Source organism: Zoogloea oleivorans (genome assembly GCF_008107625.1).
GTDB classification, from domain to species: domain Bacteria; phylum Pseudomonadota; class Gammaproteobacteria; order Burkholderiales; family Rhodocyclaceae; genus Zoogloea; species Zoogloea oleivorans.
The window spans coordinates 1-17,819 of record NZ_SDKK01000024.1 but is presented as its reverse complement, the minus strand read 5'-3'; the positions used below and the strand labels follow the sequence as shown (position 1 = coordinate 17,819).

Genomic DNA, 17,819 nt, shown 5'->3' with positions numbered 1-17,819 from the left:
TTGGACAGGGCGTAAGGCCGGGCGATCCCTGTGTTCAGTAAGAGGATGGGTCGAGGCGGACTTCCTGCAGGATGATCGTGGAGATTTCTTCGATGGACTTGGTGGTGGAGTCGAGCCACTTGATGCCTTCGCGCTTCATCATGCGCTGGGCGGCCTCGATTTCGGAGAGACAGTTTTCCATGGAGGCGTAGCGGCTGTTGGGGCGACGTTCCTGGCGGATCTGCGACAGGCGATCCGGCCCGATGGTCAGGCCGAAGAGCTTGCCCCGGTGGTGCATCAGTTCGGCGGGCAGCTTGTTGCGCTCGAAGTCTTCGGGAATCAGCGGGTAGTTGGCCGCCTTGATGCCGAACTGCATGGCCAGGTAGAGGCTGGTCGGCGTCTTGCCCGAGCGCGACACGCCGACGAGGATCACGTCGGCTTCCTTCAGGTCGGCGTGGGACACACCGTCGTCGTGGGCGAGGGTGAAGTTGATCGCCTCGATGCGCTTCTTGTAGTCCTGGCTCTCGGCGATGCCGTGAAAGCGCCCGGCCGTGTGGGTCGAGCGCTGCCCGAGTTCGCTTTCCAGGGGGCCGATGAACTTCTCGAAGAGGTCGAGGAACAGCGCATCGGCCTTGCGCAGGGCGGCGACAGCTTCCGGATCGACGAGGGTGTTGAAGACGATCGGACGGGTGCCGCTCTCGATGGCGGCATCGAGAATCTTCAGCGCACAGTCCTCCGCCTTTTCCGGCGAATCGATGAAAGGCAGGCGATGGTTGCGGAAGCGGGTGTCGGGAAACTGGGCGAGAAGACTGTGACCAAGGGTCTCGGCCGTGATGCCTGTGCCGTCGGAGATGAAGAAAACGGGGCGGGTCTGGGTCATGGGAGTGCCAACAGGGTAGGGACGGATGCGCCAGTCGGCTTGCGCCTGACCGGCGAAACATCTTATCCCATTCTGGCGTCCGGCTGAGTCAGGCCGCAGTGGCGTGCGCAAAGCCCTGTGACACAAGGCCTGTGACGGGGTCGTCAGCAGGTGGGGGCATGCCCGGGTTAGGATAAACCCTGCATGCGGCGGGGCAACAAAACGACTTACAATACGCACCAACAAAAATATTCGACACTATTTTTAACCATTCTTCATTCTCCCAGGACGATCCCTTTATGGCCCGTAACGTCATTCCCTTCCAAGAGCTGCGCATGACCGATGTCGAGCAGGTTGGCGGCAAGAACGCCTCCCTCGGCGAAATGATCAGCCAGTTGCCCTCCAGCGTGCGCGTGCCCGGTGGCTTTGCCACCACCGCCGATGCCTACCGCGAGTTCCTGTCCCACCTGGGGCTGGCCGAGCGTATCAGCGCCGCCCTCGAAAGCCTGGATGTGGATGATGTGGTGGCCCTGGCCCGCTGTGGCGCCCAGATCCGCCAGTGGATCGTCGATACCCCCTTCCCGCCGGCCCTCGAAGTCGAGATCAAGACCGCCTACGAGCAACTGACCGCCGAAGGCGACGGCAGCTTCGCCGTGCGCTCTTCCGCTACTGCCGAAGACTTGCCCGACGCGTCCTTCGCCGGCCAGCAGGAATCCTTCCTGAACATCCACGGCTACGAGAACATCCTCCACGCCATCAAGGAAGTGTTCGCGTCCCTGTACAACGACCGGGCCATCGCCTACCGCGTACACAAGGGCTTCACCCACGCTGAAGTCGCCCTGTCGGCCGGCGTGCAGCGCATGGTGCGTTCCGACATCGGCGCCTCCGGCGTGATGTTCACCATGGACACCGAATCCGGCTTCGACGGCGTGGTGTTCATCACCTCGTCCTACGGCCTCGGCGAAACCGTGGTGCAGGGCGCCGTGAACCCCGACGAGTTCTACGTTCACAAGGCCACCCTGGCCCAGGGCAAGCCGGCCGTCATCCGCCGTAACCTGGGTTCCAAGTTGATCAAGATGGTGTTTGCCGACAAGAAGGAAGCCGGCAAGTCCACCCGTACCATCGACGTCTCCGAAACCGAGCGCAATGTGTACTCCCTGACCGATGCCGACGTGCTCGAGCTGGGCCGCTACGCCATGATCATCGAGCAGCATTACGGCCGCCCGATGGACATCGAGTGGGGCAAGAGCGGTGACGACGGCAAGCTGTACATCCTGCAGGCCCGTCCGGAAACCGTGAAGAGCCAGCAGTCCGGCCACGTGATGGAAAAGTACCGCCTCAAGCAGTACAGCAAGTCCCTCACCCACGGTCGTGCCATTGGCCAGAAGATCGGCGCCGGCCAGGTTCGCGTGGTCAAGGACGCTTCCGAGATGGACCGCGTCAAGGCCGGCGACGTGCTGGTGACCGACATGACCGATCCGAACTGGGAGCCGGTGATGAAGCGCGCGGCGGCCATCGTCACCAACCGTGGCGGCCGTACCTGCCACGCGGCGATCATCGCCCGCGAGCTCGGCATCCCCGCCATTGTCGGTTGCGGCAACGCCACCGAAGTGCTCGACGAGAACGACGACGTCACCATTTCCTGTGCCGAAGGCGACACCGGTTATGTGTACCGCGGCAAGCTCGACTATGAAGTGGTCACCACCGACATGGGCAACCTGCCCGAGATCCCGGTGAAGATCATGATGAACGTGGGCAACCCGGAACTCGCTTTCGAATTCGCCCAGATCCCCAACGGCGGCGTCGGCCTGGCCCGCCTTGAGTTCGTCATCAACAACATGATCGGCATCCACCCGAAGGCGATTCTCGAAATCGGCCAGGTGCCGGCCAGCCTGCGCGCCGAGATCACCCGTCGCTCCCGCGGTTATGCCTCGCCCAAGCAGTTCTTCATCGAGAAGCTGGTCGAAGGCGTTGCCACCATCGCTGCCGCCTTCTACCCGAAGCCCGTCATCGTGCGTCTGTCGGACTTCAAGTCCAACGAATACCGCAAGCTGCTGGGCGGCGAGATCTACGAGCCGGAAGAAGAAAACCCCATGCTGGGTTTCCGTGGCGCCTCGCGCTACATCTCCCACAGCTTCCGCGACTGCTTCGAACTCGAATGCGCCGCCATGAAGAAGGTGCGCAACGAACTGGGCCTGACCAACGTGCAGCTGATGGTGCCCTTCGTGCGTAACCTCGAAGAAGCCAAGGGCGTGGTGGATCTGCTCGCCGAGCACGGCCTCAAGCAGGGCGAGAACGAGCTCAAGCTCATCATGATGTGCGAGATCCCGTCCAACGCGCTGCTGGCCGACCAGTTCCTCGAGTACTTCGACGGCTTCTCCATCGGCTCCAACGACCTGACCCAGCTCACCCTGGGCCTCGACCGCGACTCCGGTCTGGTGGCGCATGCCTTTGACGAACGCGACCCGGCGGTGAAGATGCTGCTGTCGATGGCCATCAAGAGCGCCAACAAGCTCGGCAAGTATGTCGGCATCTGCGGCCAGGGCCCGTCGGACCACTCCGATTTCGCCGAATGGCTGATGGACGAAGGCATCCAGACCATCTCCCTCAACCCGGATACGGTGATTGATACCTGGCTCAAGCTGGCGGCGCACGGCAAGCAGTAATCTGCGCCTGAGGCATGACTGCAAAGGCCGGCTCACTGAAAGGTGAGCCGGCCTTTTTGCGTGCGTGCGGATTGGCTTCGGTTTCGAACGGCGTCTGCTTGCCCGCAAGGCTAAAACTCGCGAAGGCGAGTGCTTTCGGTTAGATTGAATCATTCCCGGTGGAGTCATCGATGCATTCTCCCGTCCCTCTCGAGCCGGCCCTCGCGGCCTTTATCACCAGTCGCTTGTCGATACAGGTGGCGGCCAGCGATGGGCACGGGCTGGCGTCGCTGGTGCGGGCGGTGGGCTGCCGGGTGTCGGCCGACCGGTGCCGGGTGACGGTGCTGGTGTCGCGCTCCCAGGCGGCACCGGTGCTGGCGGGGGTGGCGGCCAACGGCATGCTGGCGGCGGTGTTCAACGAGCCGGAGAGCCATCGCACGGTGCAGCTCAAGGGACGTGATGCGTGCGTTGAGGTGGCGACGGCGGAGGACGAAGCTGCCCTTGTGCCGTATGCCGCCGACTTCAGTGGGCGCCTGGCGGTGTTCCGGGTGCCCGAGGCCTATGTGCGGACGCTGGTGAGTTGTGCACCTGGCGATCTGGTGGCGATCAGCTTCACGCCCTCCGAGGCCTACGGCCAGACGCCGGGCCCCAGGGCCGGGATGCGCCTGGAGGGCGGCCAGCCGTGAGCGGGCCGCTGACGCTGGATGTGCTGCGCCCCTGCCTGGAGGGCATCGTGCCAGCAGGCATTGCCACCTGCGGGGCAGATGGCATGCCGAATGTCACCTATGTGTCCCAGCTGATGTACGTGGATCAGGAGCATCTGGCGCTGTCCTTCCAGTTCTTCAACAAGACGCGCGAGAACATCCTTGCCAATCCGGTGGCGACGGTATTGACGATGGACCCCGATACGGCGGCCCGCTACCGGCTGACGGTGCGCTATCTGCGTACCGAGACGGCCGGGCCCCTGTTCGAGCGGATGAAGGCCAAGCTGGCCGGGATTGCTTCCCACACGGGCATGGCCGGGGTGTTTCACCTCCTTGGGGCGGACATCTACCGGGTGCAGGCCGTCGAGCCCGTGCCGGGGCGGGAGCTGCCTGCGGCCTGGAACGGCCCGGCGCTGCTTCCGGCCCTGCGGCGCAGCATCGATGTCCTGGGGCGTGCCGAAGGACTGGATGGCCTGATCGATGTTTTCTGCTCGTCGCTGGAGCGTCAGTTCGGCATCCAGCACCAGATGTTGCTGATGGCCGATGCGGCCCGGCAGCGACTCTTTATCGTGGCCAGCCGTGGCTATCCGAGTTCCGGCGCCGGGGCGGAGATCCCCTACGGTGTCGGCGTCATCGGTGTGGCGGCGCGGGAGAGGGTGCCGATCCGCATCATGTTTCCGGCCAGCGAATACGCCTACGGCCGGGTGCTGCGCGAGCAGGCAACGAGCGGCGGTCTGGCCGAACAGCTGGAAACCGCGATTCCCTTGCCGGGGCTGGCCGAGCCGGCGAGCCAGCTGGCGGTGCCGGTACTGGCCGGCAATCATCTGGTGGCGGTGGCCTACGTGGAGAGTCAGCATGAATGCCACTTCGGCTACGACCTGGAGGACGCACTGGTGGCGCTGTGCGCCTCCCTCGGTCTGGCGATGCACCTGCTCCAGTGCCCGATGGATGGCGAAGAGGACGGCGCGGGAGGACCGCCGGAAGCCGTCGTCGAGAGGCCTGGCGCGGCTTTGCGCGTGCGCCATTTTTCCCGGGACGACAGCGTCTTTGTGGATGACGACTACCTGATCAAGGGCGTCGCCGGGGCCATTTTGTGGAAGCTGCTGCAGGACCATGCGCAGGATGGGCGCTGTGAGTTTTCGACCCGCGAGTTGCGCCTCGCGCCGGCCCTGCGTCTGCCGGAGGTGTGCGACAACCTCGATGCCCGCCTGATCCTTCTGCAGCGCCGCCTGCTGGATCGCAGTGACAGTCTGCGCATCGAGAAGACCGGGCGGGGGCGCTTCCGCCTCGCCCTGGGCCGGCCGGTGCTTCTGCTGGCCGGCGAGGGCGGCTAGCTGGCGCGGGGGAGGCACATTCCGCCTTGCCGATTGCGCGTTGGCTTATTGCGGGCCGGGAGTGGCGGTGAGCATCGGGCTGGGGTCTTGCGGAACGAAAACGAAGTGCGGCGTGGGAATGGGCTGCCCGGGGGCCAGCGCGAGCGGGGCGGCTTCGCCGGCGGGGCCGAGGGCACGCAGGTAGCGATAGACGGCACCGAGATCGTCCTTGCTCATGGCCTGCAGGGCGGTCCACGGCATCGGTGGCAGGCCGTTGCGGCGGGCTTTGGCAAGCCATTCGGCCTCGCTCATCCGGGCTGCGGAGAGACGCAGGTTGGTCGGGTAGCTGACCCCCCAGGGGCCGCTGAAGCCGAGGGCGGCGCCGGTGAGGCGGTTTTGTTCCGGGATCTGCTCGCCTTGCTGGGCGTAGCCGGGAGTGTGGCAGTCGTTGCAGCCGCCAATCGCGACGAGGTAGCGCCCGTGGGCGACCGGGTTTTTGTCGGCGGCAAAGGCGCCGGCGCTCAGGCAGGATGCGATGAGGGCGACGACGATGGCGGGGTGGCGCATGATGGATCTCCGTGGGGTGGTTGATGTACGAAGATTAGGGGCTTGCGCGGGGTGCGTTTCTTAAGAGTTTGCTCGGCGAACCCTAAAAGAATGCTAAGGACGGTGGAGCGGGTTTGCCGCCGACGTTGAAATGACGGATTCAGGCTGGCGGCGCCGAATGGCCGTCGGGGCTTTGCGCACGGAGGTGGTGAATGGATTTTGAATGGTGGCACTGGATCGTTCTGGGGTTTGCACTGGTGCTTGCCGAGCTGGCGGTGCCGGCCTTCTTCATCATCTGGTTCGGCCTGGGCGCCTTGCTGGTCGGCCTGGCGTTGCTGGTGCTGCCGGACATCGGTCTGACGGCGCAGCTGGCCATGTGGGTGGTGGCTTCGCTGGGCATGGTGGTGGGGTGGTTCCGCGTCTTCAAGCGGGGCGAGCACAAGACGCGGATCGGCCAGTCGGACGGCGATACCATTGGCGAGATCGGCTTGATGGCGAAGGCGGCGGCGCCTTTCGAGCGCGGCCGGGTGCGCTTCCAGAAGCCCTTGCTGGGTTCGGAGGAGTGGGAGTGCGTGGTGGATGAAGCCATCGCCGCCGGCGAGCGGGTGCGGGTGGTGTCGGTGGAAGGCAGTTTCCTGAAGGTTCAGAAGGTTTGATGCGGATTTGAGGAGCGTGTGATGAGTGCCGGATTCATGGTTGTACTGGCGATACTGGTCTTTGTGGTGGTGACCATCGCCAAGGGGGTGCGCATCGTGCCCCAGGGTGAGGAGTGGATCGTCGAGCGGCTGGGCAAGTATTACGGGACGCTCAAGCCGGGCCTCAACATCATCCTGCCCTACCTCGACAAGGTGGCTTACAAGCTGGTGACCAAGGACATCATCCTCGACGTGCAGGAGCAGGAGGTGATCACCCGCGACAACGCGGTGATCCTGACCAACGCCATCGCTTTTTTGAAGGTGACCGACCCGGTGAAGGCGGTGTACGGGGTGACGGATTTCTCCGAGGCGATCCGCAACATGATCATGACCACGCTGCGCTCGATCATCGGCGAGATGGAGCTGGACGAGGCCTTGTCGAGCCGCGACATGATCAAGGCGCGTCTCCGGGAGAGCATTGCCGACGAGGCGGTGGACTGGGGCCTGACGGTGAAGTCGGTCGAGATCCAGGACATCAAGCCGTCCCAGTCGATGCAGAAGGCGATGGAGCAGCAGGCCTCCGCCGAGCGCGAACGCAAGGCGGTGGTGACCCGCGCTGAGGGCGCCAAGCAGGCGGCGATCCTCGAGGCAGAGGCACGGCTCGAGTCGTCGAAGCGCGATGCCAGCGCCCAGGTGATGCTGGCCGAGGCCTCGGCGGAATCGATCCGGCGGATTACCGCGGCGGTGGGCACGGAAACGGCGCCGATGCTCTTCCTGCTGGGCGAGAAGTACATCGCCTCGCTGGAGCGCTTGGGCTCGTCGGAAAGCGCCCGGATCGTGGTCTTGCCGGCCGATTTGCAGGAGGCCGTGCGCGGCCTGATCGGTGGGGCTGGGCGGCGCTGAGCTGCGCTGTTGGGGTACGGATGTGCCTGGGGGGACTTCGTCATCGGCGCCGGCCCATGTAGGATAGCCCCCCATGTTTGCCTACATCATCCGCCGCCTTCTTTACGCGCCGCTCATCCTGATCGGCGTGAATCTGCTCACCTTTGCCCTGTTCTTCGTGGTGAATACCCCCGAAGACATGGCGCGCATGCAGCTTGGCGCCAAACGGGTTACCCCCGAGGCCATCGAGCGCTGGAAGGTGGAGCGGGGTTACGACAAGCCGCTGCTGTTCAACGCCGCTGCCGAGGGCACGGACAAACTGACCGGGACGATCTTCTTCGAGAAGTCCCTGCGCATGTTCGTCTTCGACTTCGGCCGCGCCGACGACGGGCGGGACATCGCCACCGAGATCAATTCCCGCATGGGGCCGTCGCTGGCCATCGCCGTGCCGACCTTCATCCTCGGCCTGCTGGTGACGATTTCCTTTGCGCTGCTGTTGGTGTTCTTTCGCAGCTCCTACCTGGATTTCTGGGGCGTGGTGATGTGCGTGGCGATGATGTCGATTTCCGGCCTGTTCTACATCATCGGCGGGCAGTGGTTGGTGTCGAAGGTGTGGCACCTGGTGCCGATCTCGGGTTACGGCGAAGGGCTGGATGCGTCGCGCTTCCTGTTTTTGCCGGTGGTGATCGGGGTGATCGCCGGCATTGGCGGCAGTGCCCGCTGGTATCGCACGATCTTTCTGGAAGAGGCAGGCAAGGATTACGTGCGCACTGCCCGCGCCAAGGGCTTGTCCGAGCTGCAGGCGCTGTTTCGTCATGTGCTGAAGAACGGGATGATCCCGATCCTGACCGGGGTGGTGGTGGTGATTCCGACCCTGTTCATGGGCAGCCTGATCTCCGAATCCTTCTTCGGCATTCCGGGCTTGGGCAGCTACACCATCGATGCGATCAACGCGCAGGATTTTCCGGTGGTGCGGGCGATGGTCTTCATCGGGTCGCTGCTGTATATCGTCGGACTGATCCTTACCGATCTTTCGTATACCTTGGTTGATCCGCGGGTGAGGCTGGAATGATGGGTTTTCAACCTGTGTTGTTGTGGACCGATCTGCTGCTGTTCGGGCTTCTGGGCTGCATTGTGCTGGCGGGCTGGGCGGCCCGTCGCAGCGAACCCATGCTGGCTGCCTGGCGACGGGTGGGCGAGAGCGGGGTGGGGATGGTTTCCCTGAGCCTTCTGATGCTGTTCCTGCTGGTCGGGGTGCTGGACAGTCTGCATTATCGGGAGCGCCTTACTCCGGCTGCGGGCGCGCCGATGGCCGCCGACGACAGGCGCCAGTTGTCCACCGAAGTGCGCAGTGCCCTTGATGCCATCGCTGCGCCGCTGCGGACGCGGCTCGAAAAAACCTACTCGGCGCCGCTGGCTTACAGCCTGTTTGCCAAGCAGACCATTGAAGGTGCCGATGGCACCCAGCGCCGGGAGTTTCCGCGTCTCAAGTTCGGCGGGGCCAGCCTGCAGTATCCGGCGGATGATCATGTCGGCGATATCCTCGGGCGCATCGGCATCGGCCTGGCGGTGGCTGCCGGGCTGTGGCTGGTTTGCGCCGGGGCGCTGGTCAAGGGTGTTGCCATTTCGCGCAAGGTGCCGGTCGGCGCCGCCTGGCGGGCCATCTGGCGCGGCAAGGGCGGACTCGAATGGCGGGCCGTGCTGCTGACCCTGGGTGTCGTGGGGCTGCTGGTGGGGCCGGTTGCTGCGCTGGCGACCGAGTACCACGTCTTCGGCACCGACAAGGTCGGTCAGGATGTGCTCTTCCTGACCTTGAAAAGTATCCGTACCGCGCTGGTGATCGGCACTCTGACGACGCTGGTGACGCTGCCGCTGGCCGTGGCACTGGGAATCATGGCGGGCTACCTCGGTGGCTGGGTGGATGACGTCATCCAGTATGTTTACACCGTGCTCAATTCCATTCCCGGCGTGCTGCTGATTGCGGCTGCGGTGCTGATGATGCAAGTAGTGATCGACACGCATCCCCAGTGGTTCGAAACAGCGGCCGAGCGGGCCGATGCACGTCTGCTGGCCCTGTGTTTCATCCTTGGCATGACCAGCTGGACCGGGCTGTGCCGCTTGTTGCGCGGCGAAACTCTCAAGCTGCGGGAGCTGGAGTACGTGCAGGCAGCGCGCGCTTTCGGTGTGTCGACGGCCCGCATCCTGGCGCGTCATGTGCTGCCGAACCTGATGCACCTGGTGTTGATCGCACTGGTGATGGATTTCTCGGGCCTGGTGCTGGCGGAGGCGGTGTTGTCTTACGTGGGGATCGGCGTCGACCCGGGAACCGTGAGCTTCGGCACCATGATTAACGCCGCACGCATGGAACTGGCCCGGGAGCCGATGGTGTGGTGGAGCCTGGTGGCGGCCTTCATTTTCATGTTCGTGCTGGTGCTGGCGGCCAACCTGTTTGCCGACGTGGTGCGCGATGCTTTCGACCCCCGGGCGAGCTGACTAGGTTGATGTCACCTTGCGGGGCGCCCGTCGGGCGGGCTTGCGGGCAGGCGCCGGAGACGGCTTGAGGGCCAGGAGTTCGGCTTCAATCCGGTTGGTAATGTCCGACGGCGCTGCCACCATAGCTGCGTCGGCCAGCACGCCGATCTGGTAATGACCATCGTAGCTGACGATGCTGATCGTCAGCCCCATCTCCCCGGAAGCGGGGCTCCAGAACATTTCCTCAACGATCTTGGCACCAGCCAGATAGCGCGGCTCGTGTGAGCCGGGAACATGGCAGAGGAGGGCGCTGCTCTTGTTGGCGAGAAGCTTCAGGGCCTGCAACTGTACGGCCCTGGGCGTCTGGCCGATGAGGCTGAACAGGCCGAGTGTCCGTTGTGCCTCGTAGGTTCTGCTGAAGTCCTGAACCCGGATATGCATTTCTTCGAGGCGCGCCTTGGGATCGGCGATGCCGACTGGCAACTCGATGGGAATCAAGCCGCTGCGATTGCCTAGAGGTTCTTCGGAGTCTTCATTGCGCAGGTTTACCGGCATCAGTGTGCGTAGTTCGACGCCCGCGGTGGACGCTCCCTGGGCCGCCAGGTAGTCATGCAGGGCCCCTGTCAGGCAGGCCAGAAGCACCGCGTTGGTTGTCGTTCCGTTGTCGGCTGCAATGGAGGCTACGTTTGACCCGGAGAGTGGCGGGCTCCAGCTGGCGCGTTTGACGCCAAGGGGCTGAGCCTTGAACAGGGTCCGGCTATCGTCTTGCAGCCCGTTGAGCTTGCCGATCTCCAGGGTCAGGGCAGTAGTTGCACGGGCGTAATCAAAAGCCTGCTGCGGATTGAAAACCAGGCTCCAATATTTTGCCCAGAAAGCGCCTGACAGCTTGATGCCCTCGACCATCGTCCGGGTGAGCGGGGCGTAGAGCTTGTCGAAGTGGCTGGGAGCAGGAGGCGGTGCGCTTGCCGTTGGGAGGGCTTCGGCGGCGTTTGGACTGCTGTCGGTAAGCGTCCGAAGTACGCCTATCAGTGCGATGCTGTCGGCAATGCAGTGGTGTACCCGGGCAATCAGCGCGCTGCCGCCGCGATAAGAACGAATCAAATGCACCTGCCAGAGCGGCCGGGCTGGATCCAGAGGCGTGGCGGCGAGTGTGCCGATCAGGGATTCGAGGGCTGCCTTCTCGTCTCCGGCCGGCAGGACGACCTCTACAATGTGTACATTGAGCTCGACTTGATGAGTTTCCCAGACGGCGCCTGCCGTATCGCGCAAGACCTGCTGCGAAAATCGCTCCAGGGGAAGCAGATCCTTGCGCAAGCGCTCTTCCAGTACGGATCTGTCCAGAGACGTTTCGAGGATCAGCAGGCCAAGCACCTGCATCAAGTTTGTTTTCTGCTCAATCTGCAGCCAGGTCATGTCCATGCTGCCTAGCCGTTCCAGGGCACTCATCGTCGCCTCCTTGACCGTGTCGGCCGATCGTGCATCGGCTCACCGAACTCTCCGCAGAAATTTTGCGCCTATTCTGATTTCGCCGAAAGGCAGAGCAGCGGGCCTATTTGCTGTTTCGTCCTTGCTGGATGGTCATGAGGACAGGATGCGTATCAACGTCAACGCCGTGAACGATGGGCGTACCAAATGGGATTGCTGAAAAAGGAGTGACTGGCAGTTTTCCGGCGGGAGTTGTGCTGTTGTCGGTGCCGTCGCTGTTTTTGCCGCGCGTCGCAATTTATTTTCGCAATGATGTTGACGGAGTTTGATTGTTATATATAATGCGGCCTCTTCGTTGCAGCGTTGCCGGAAACGAAACGCGGACGGGGTGGTGAAGTGGTGGTGTTTCAGCGGTGCTGCAGAGGGTCGCAGTGCTGGCGTTTCAGGATTTTGAGAAATCGGTTTTAAAAAAGATTTCGCAAGAGCTTGACAGGGTCTGAAAGCTCTGTATAATGCGCACCTCTTCGCTGCTTCTTGCAGCAGTTCTTTAAAAATGTGACAACCGATAGGTGTGGGTACTCGGTTTCGAGGGGTTTTTGGTTTATACCAGAAGCCACGAAGAAATTGAAGTGCTCGAAGAAACCGCAGGTTTCTAGAGAGTTTTTGGATTGAACTTAAGAGTTTGATCCTGGCTCAGATTGAACGCTGGCGGCATGCTTTACACATGCAAGTCGAACGGTAACAGGGAGCTTGCTCCGCTGACGAGTGGCGAACGGGTGAGTAATGCATCGGAACGTGCCTATTTGTGGGGGATAACGTAGCGAAAGTTACGCTAATACCGCATACGCCCTGAGGGGGAAAGCGGGGGATTCGTAAGAACCTCGCGCAATTAGAGCGGCCGATGTCGGATTAGCTAGTTGGTGGGGTAAAGGCTCACCAAGGCGACGATCCGTAGCGGGTCTGAGAGGATGATCCGCCACACTGGGACTGAGACACGGCCCAGACTCCTACGGGAGGCAGCAGTGGGGAATTTTGGACAATGGGCGAAAGCCTGATCCAGCCATGCCGCGTGAGTGAAGAAGGCCTTCGGGTTGTAAAGCTCTTTCAGCCGGAAAGAAATCGCGCAGGCTAATACTCTGCGTGGATGACGGTACCGGAAGAAGAAGCACCGGCTAACTACGTGCCAGCAGCCGCGGTAATACGTAGGGTGCGAGCGTTAATCGGAATTACTGGGCGTAAAGCGTGCGCAGGCGGTTATATAAGACAGATGTGAAATCCCCGGGCTCAACCTGGGAACTGCGTTTGTGACTGTATGACTAGAGTACGGCAGAGGGAGGTGGAATTCCGCGTGTAGCAGTGAAATGCGTAGATATGCGGAGGAACACCGATGGCGAAGGCAGCCTCCTGGGCCAGTACTGACGCTCATGCACGAAAGCGTGGGGAGCAAACAGGATTAGATACCCTGGTAGTCCACGCCCTAAACGATGTCAACTAGTTGTTCGGTGAGGAGACTCATTGAGTAACGCAGCTAACGCGTGAAGTTGACCGCCTGGGGAGTACGGCCGCAAGGTTAAAACTCAAAGGAATTGACGGGGACCCGCACAAGCGGTGGATGATGTGGATTAATTCGATGCAACGCGAAAAACCTTACCTACCCTTGACATGTCAGGAATCCTTGAGAGATTGAGGAGTGCCCGAAAGGGAGCCTGAACACAGGTGCTGCATGGCTGTCGTCAGCTCGTGTCGTGAGATGTTGGGTTAAGTCCCGCAACGAGCGCAACCCTTGTCGCTAATTGCCATCATTAAGTTGGGCACTTTAACGAGACTGCCGGTGACAAACCGGAGGAAGGTGGGGATGACGTCAAGTCCTCATGGCCCTTATGGGTAGGGCTTCACACGTCATACAATGGTCGGTACAGAGGGTTGCCAAGCCGCGAGGTGGAGCCAATCCCAGAAAGCCGATCGTAGTCCGGATCGGAGTCTGCAACTCGACTCCGTGAAGTCGGAATCGCTAGTAATCGCAGATCAGCATGCTGCGGTGAATACGTTCCCGGGTCTTGTACACACCGCCCGTCACACCATGGGAGTGGGGTTTACCAGAAGTAGGTAGCTTAACCGCAAGGAGGGCGCTTACCACGGTGAGCTTCATGACTGGGGTGAAGTCGTAACAAGGTAGCCGTATCGGAAGGTGCGGCTGGATCACCTCCTTTCTAGAGATAAACCTCGAGATCAAGTATCCACAACCTATCGGTTGTCTTTAAAGAACAGCGAAGGGGTCAGGCGTCAGAAGCGAGTAGTCGTTGGCTAGGTGCTGACCTCCTCGAAGATGGTGACTGACTCCTTGTTGAAACAGGGGGTCAGTAGCTCAGTCGGTTAGAGCACCGTCTTGATAAGGCGGGGGTCGTAGGTTCGATTCCTACCTGACCCACCAAGGTTATCAAGATGGGGGCATAGCTCAGCTGGGAGAGCACCGGCTTTGCAAGCCGGGGGTCGTCGGTTCGATCCCGACTGCCTCCACCATTTGATGACCTGAAGAAATCATAATCAAGCGAATTGCGGCGATGCCGTGGTTTATTTGATTCTGGTTTTTTACCAGTCAAGCTGTTCGATCTTTAACAAATTGGAAGAAGTGTGTAGTTGCCTGTTGATGAGACGGGTGGCTACATGGGTTGTGTGATTGCATTTTAAGTATCGTTCTGCGCTTTGAACCAGCAGCAGGGCGATGCGCACAAGCGCGCGAGTTCGTCTATGACGGCGCTCTCTGGAAACAGAGTGCAAGGTTATAGGATCAAGCGACAAAGTGCATGTGGTGGATGCCTAGGCGATTACAGGCGATGAAGGACGTGCAAGCCTGCGAAAAGCGGGGGGGAGCTGGCAATGGAGCTTTGATCCCCCGATATCCGAATGGGGAAACCCACCCGCAAGGGTATCCCATCCTGAATACATAGGGATGTGGAGGCGAACCGGGAGAACTGAAACATCTAAGTACCCCGAGGAAAAGAAATCAACCGAGATTCCCCAAGTAGTGGCGAGCGAACGGGGATGAGCCTGCACGACTAAACCGATTACTTAGCAGAACAGTCTGGAAAGGCTGGCCATAGTGGGTGATAGCCCCGTATGCGAAAAGTAGTTGGCGGGTCTGAGCGTGCGACAAGTAGGGCGGGACACGAGAAATCCTGTCTGAAGATGGGGGGACCATCCTCCAAGGCTAAATACTCGTAATCGACCGATAGTGAACCAGTACCGTGAGGGAAAGGCGAAAAGAACCCCGGGAGGGGAGTGAAATAGATCCTGAAACCGCATGCATACAAACAGTGGGAGCCTCCTTGTGGGGTGACTGCGTACCTTTTGTATAATGGGTCAGCGACTTACGTTCAGTAGCAAGCTTAACCGGATAGGGGAGGCGTAGCGAAAGCGAGTCTGATAAGGGCGATTCAGTTGCTGGGCGTAGACCCGAAACCAAGTGATCTATCCATGGCCAGGATGAAGGTGCGGTAACACGCACTGGAGGTCCGAACCCACTAATGTTGAAAAATTAGGGGATGAGCTGTGGATAGGGGTGAAAGGCTAAACAAACTTGGAAATAGCTGGTTCTCCCCGAAAACTATTTAGGTAGTGCCTCGTGCGAACACTTCCGGGGGTAGAGCACTGTAATCGTTGAGGGGGTCATTGCGATCTACCTCGCGATAGCAAACTCCGAATACCGGAAAGTGATACACGGGAGACAGACAGCGGGTGCTAACGTCCGTTGTCAAGAGGGAAACAACCCAGACCGCCAGCTAAGGTCCCAAATCCATGGCTAAGTGGAAAACGAGGTGGGAAGGCATAGACAGCTAGGAGGTTGGCTTAGAAGCAGCCACCCTTTAAAGAAAGCGTAATAGCTCACTAGTCGAGTCGTCCTGCGCGGAAGATGTAACGGGGCTCAAGCCATGAACCGAAGCTGCGGATGCATTTAATGCATGGTAGGGGAGCGTTCTGTAAGTCTGTGAAGGTGTCTTGAGAAGGATGCTGGAGATATCAGAAGTGCGAATGCTGACATGAGTAGCGATAAAGGGTGTGAAAAGCACCCTCGCCGAAAGCCCAAGGTTTCCTGCGCAACGTTCATCGGCGCAGGGTGAGTCGGCCCCTAAGGCGAGGCAGAAATGCGTAGTCGATGGGAAACAGGTCAATATTCCTGTACCGCTCTATGATGCGATGGGGGGACGGAGAAGGTTAGATCAGCCATCTGTTGGAATAGGTGGTTTAAGCGTGTAGGCGTGCTCTTTAGGCAAATCCGGAGAGCTTAGCTGAGGCGTGATGACGAGCTCTCTTTGAGAGTGAAGTGATTGATACCATGCTTCCAGGAAAAGCCTCTAAGCTTCAGTCATAGAGTGACCGTACCGCAAACCGACACAGGTGGGCAGGTAGAAGATACTAAGGCGCTTGAGAGAACTCAGGAGAAGGAACTCGGCAAATTGATACCGTAACTTCGGGAGAAGGTATGCCTCATTAGCTTGTAGGAGAACATCCGAAGGGCGAAGAGGCCGCAGAGAATCGGTGGCTGCGACTGTTTATTAAAAACACAGCACTCTGCAAACACGAAAGTGGACGTATAGGGTGTGACGCCTGCCCGGTGCCGGAAGGTTAAGTGATGGGGTGCAAGCTCTTGATCGAAGCCCCGGTAAACGGCGGCCGTAACTATAACGGTCCTAAGGTAGCGAAATTCCTTGTCGGGTAAGTTCCGACCTGCACGAATGGCGTAACGATGGCCACACTGTCTCCTCCTGAGACTCAGCGAAGTTGAAGTGTTTGTGAAGATGCAATCTCCCCGCGGCTAGACGGAAAGACCCCATGAACCTTTACTGTAGCTTTGCATTGGACTTTGACGGGACTTGTGTAGGATAGGTGGGAGGCGATGAAACCGGGACGCTAGTTCCGGTGGAGCCATCCTTGAAATACCACCCTGGTGTCGTTGAGGTTCTAACCTAGGTCCGTAATCCGGATCGGGGACCGTGCATGGTGGGCAGTTTGACTGGGGCGGTCTCCTCCCAAAAGGTAACGGAGGAGTACGAAGGTCTTCTAGGTACGGTCGGACATCGTACTGATAGTGCAATGGCAAAAGAAGGCTTGACTGCGAGACCGACAAGTCGAGCAGGTGCGAAAGCAGGTCATAGTGATCCGGTGGTTCTGTATGGAAGGGCCATCGCTCAACGGATAAAAGGTACTCTGGGGATAACAGGCTGATTCCGCCCAAGAGTTCACATCGACGGCGGAGTTTGGCACCTCGATGTCGGCTCATCACATCCTGGGGCTGTAGCCGGTCCCAAGGGTATGGCTGTTCGCCATTTAAAGTGGTACGTGAGCTGGGTTTAAAACGTCGTGAGACAGTTTGGTCCCTATCTGCCGTGGGCGCTGGATATTTGAGGGGGCCTGCTCCTAGTACGAGAGGACCGGAGTGGACGAATCTCTGGTGTACCGGTTGTGACGCCAGTCGCATCGCCGGGTAGCTAAATTCGGAAGAGATAACCGCTGAAAGCATCTAAGCGGGAAACTCGCCTCAAGATGAGATATCCCTGGGAACTAGATTCCCCTAAAGGGTCGTTGAAGACCACGACGTTGATAGGCTGGGTGTGGAAGTGCAGTAATGCATTAAGCTAACCAGTACTAATTGCCCGTGAGGCTTGATCCTATAACCTTGCAAAGACGCGATAGACCGCTCGCAAGGCTTGTGAAAAAATACAGTCACACACCCCAACACACAAAACACTTCTTCCCATTTGACGCTCTCGCCACAAGGCACAGAGCGGCACAAGTTACAGTCTGACGACCATAGCGTCTTGGAACCACCCCTTCCCATCCCGAACAGGACCGTGAAACGAGACCGCGCCAATGATAGTGCACACGCGTGCGTGAAAGTAGGTCATCGTCAGACTAACCCTTAAATCCCCCAGACCAAACCGTCTGGGGGATTTCTACGTCTACACCACAAAAAAACAAAAACACTCCATCAAGCATCAAGCACTTGAAACAATTGTAAGCACCCGGCAAACCCACCTTGACCTACAGATTCAGGTGCTGAAGGGCCTCGCTTTCCTAATTTCACTACTGGCTTGCCAGTCTCAGCTTACGGCCAGTGCTTTCAATGCGATAGAGACGTTTTTGATGCAGTCATGCCAGTCGTGTTCCGCATGCTGGCGAAAAATCCGCATTGTAGGGTACCAAGGCGAATCGGATCTTTCGAGCAGCCAGCGCCATTCGGATTCGTGTCTATTGAGCAGCCAGACCGGCTTGCCAAGCGCCCCACCAAGGTGTGCGATGGCAGTGTCCACGCAAATGATCAGATCCAGATTGGCGACCAAGGTAAGCGTCCGGCCACCCCA

11 protein-coding genes, 2 tRNA genes and 3 rRNA genes are annotated in these 17,819 nt (G+C 60.0%); 12 read left to right on the top strand and 4 right to left on the bottom strand.

From position 1 onward, the window contains the following. Positions 1–34: 34 nt before the first annotated feature. Positions 35–859, bottom strand: a complete 825-nt coding sequence (ppsR, locus tag ETQ85_RS20305) for a posphoenolpyruvate synthetase regulatory kinase/phosphorylase PpsR (protein WP_148580907.1) — start codon at positions 857–859, stop codon at positions 35–37. 278 nt (positions 860–1,137) lie between these two features. Between ppsR and ppsA the strand changes: the two genes are divergently transcribed. The 3 genes from ppsA (at position 1,138) to ETQ85_RS20290 (ending at position 5,521) form a co-directional block, all read left to right on the top strand. Then, a complete protein-coding gene (ppsA, locus tag ETQ85_RS20300) occupies positions 1,138–3,504 on the top strand; it encodes a phosphoenolpyruvate synthase (RefSeq protein ID WP_148580906.1) in 2,367 nt (788 codons plus the stop codon). Between the two features lie 170 nt (positions 3,505–3,674). Next, positions 3,675–4,169: a hypothetical protein gene (locus ETQ85_RS20295; RefSeq protein ID WP_148580905.1), complete on the top strand. Its 495-nt coding sequence runs from the start codon at positions 3,675–3,677 to the stop codon at positions 4,167–4,169. After that, positions 4,166–5,521, top strand: a complete 1,356-nt coding sequence (locus ETQ85_RS20290; protein WP_246128841.1) for a pyridoxamine 5'-phosphate oxidase family protein — start codon at positions 4,166–4,168, stop codon at positions 5,519–5,521. The genes ETQ85_RS20295 and ETQ85_RS20290 overlap by 4 nt, the downstream gene beginning before the upstream one ends. 45 nt (positions 5,522–5,566) lie before the next feature. On the opposite strand, the gene ETQ85_RS20285 is transcribed toward ETQ85_RS20290, so the two are convergent. After that, on the bottom strand, positions 5,567–6,067 hold the full coding sequence (locus ETQ85_RS20285) for a cytochrome C (protein ID WP_148580904.1): 501 nt from the start codon (positions 6,065–6,067) through the stop codon (positions 5,567–5,569). A 191-nt stretch (positions 6,068–6,258) separates the two neighbouring features. Here ETQ85_RS20285 and ETQ85_RS20280 point away from each other — a divergent pair, with 191 nt between their 5' ends. The 4 genes from ETQ85_RS20280 (at position 6,259) to ETQ85_RS20265 (ending at position 10,056) form a co-directional block, all read left to right on the top strand. Next, entirely contained in the window at positions 6,259–6,702 is a 444-nt protein-coding gene (locus tag ETQ85_RS20280) for an NfeD family protein (protein ID WP_148580903.1), read from the top strand. Positions 6,703–6,723: 21 nt separating this feature from the next. Next, a complete protein-coding gene (locus ETQ85_RS20275; RefSeq protein WP_148580902.1) occupies positions 6,724–7,584 on the top strand; it encodes an SPFH domain-containing protein in 861 nt (286 codons plus the stop codon). A 73-nt stretch (positions 7,585–7,657) separates the two neighbouring features. After that, positions 7,658–8,635, top strand: a complete 978-nt coding sequence (locus ETQ85_RS20270; protein ID WP_148580901.1) for an ABC transporter permease — start codon at positions 7,658–7,660, stop codon at positions 8,633–8,635. Further along, complete coding sequence (locus tag ETQ85_RS20265; protein WP_148580900.1) at positions 8,635–10,056, top strand: ABC transporter permease; 1,422 nt, start codon at positions 8,635–8,637, stop codon at positions 10,054–10,056. Before ETQ85_RS20270 ends, ETQ85_RS20265 begins: the two co-directional genes overlap by 1 nt. Here the strand turns inward: ETQ85_RS20265 and ETQ85_RS20260 are convergent, their stop codons facing one another. Continuing rightward, on the bottom strand, positions 10,057–11,481 hold the full coding sequence (locus ETQ85_RS20260; RefSeq protein ID WP_148580899.1) for a WS/DGAT domain-containing protein: 1,425 nt from the start codon (positions 11,479–11,481) through the stop codon (positions 10,057–10,059). Between the two features lie 649 nt (positions 11,482–12,130). On the opposite strand from ETQ85_RS20260, the gene ETQ85_RS20255 reads away from it, so the two are divergent. From ETQ85_RS20255 to rrf, 5 genes are all read left to right on the top strand, one after another. Next, a 16S ribosomal RNA gene (locus ETQ85_RS20255) occupies positions 12,131–13,670 on the top strand. 144 nt (positions 13,671–13,814) lie between these two features. Further along, a tRNA-Ile gene (locus ETQ85_RS20250) sits at positions 13,815–13,891 on the top strand. A 13-nt stretch (positions 13,892–13,904) separates the two neighbouring features. Next, a tRNA-Ala gene (locus ETQ85_RS20245) sits at positions 13,905–13,980 on the top strand. A 266-nt stretch (positions 13,981–14,246) separates the two neighbouring features. Further along, positions 14,247–17,128: ribosomal RNA gene (locus ETQ85_RS20240) — 23S ribosomal RNA — on the top strand. A 130-nt stretch (positions 17,129–17,258) separates the two neighbouring features. Then, a 5S ribosomal RNA gene (gene rrf, locus ETQ85_RS20235) occupies positions 17,259–17,371 on the top strand. The 16S, 23S and 5S rRNA genes sit together here with 2 tRNA genes alongside, the layout of an rRNA operon. Positions 17,372–17,558: 187 nt before the next feature. Here the strand turns inward: rrf and ETQ85_RS20230 are convergent. Beyond that, the coding region (locus ETQ85_RS20230; protein ID WP_281283113.1) for a glycosyltransferase family 9 protein at positions 17,559–17,819 on the bottom strand (261 nt) is incomplete at its 5' end.